The 551-nt window shown below is 33.9% G+C and carries 1 protein-coding gene; it reads left to right on the forward strand.

Annotated elements, in window-relative coordinates:
* Positions 1–213: 213 nt before the first annotated feature.
* Positions 214–551, forward strand: a 338-nt coding sequence (locus KI369_RS25955) for a cation:proton antiporter (protein ID WP_212958304.1), incomplete at its 3' end; no start/stop codon positions are given.

Genomic DNA, 551 nt, shown 5'->3' on the forward strand with positions numbered 1-551 from the left:
ATGTATATCCCCAATTACACAGTCTCTCTCTAAAAAAGCTCCCATTTTTTCATTGATTTTTTGTAAAATCTATTATATATTAATTACAGGTTCAAATTACGAGTTCAAAAGAACTTGTAATCAGACCCTTTGTTTAATGGGTTTTACATATTTTCATTAGGCAAATTCCGAGAAATCGTATGATAAAAATAAAAATGATGAGGAGAGGATCCGATGGAATTCGAATTTTTCTTTCAAATTGCACTTATTTTATTAAGTACAAAGCTTGCTGGTGATCTTAGTGTTAGATTAGGCCAGCCTTCTGTACTCGGTAAATTAATTGTCGGTATCGTTATCGGTCCAGCTGTATTAGGTTGGATTGAAAATTCAGAACTTCTAACACAATTAAGTAATGTTGGGGTTATTCTTTTAATGTTTATGGCCGGTCTTGAAACAGACTTAGAGGAATTAAACGCAAATCGTAATTCTTCTTTAGCTGTTGCACTTGGAGGTATCATTCTTCCATTCGTAGGTGGTTACGTTTCTGGTCTTGTTATGGGAATGGAACAAGG

The organism is Bacillus sanguinis (assembly GCF_018332475.1).
GTDB classification, from domain to species: domain Bacteria; phylum Bacillota; class Bacilli; order Bacillales; family Bacillaceae_G; genus Bacillus_A; species Bacillus_A sanguinis.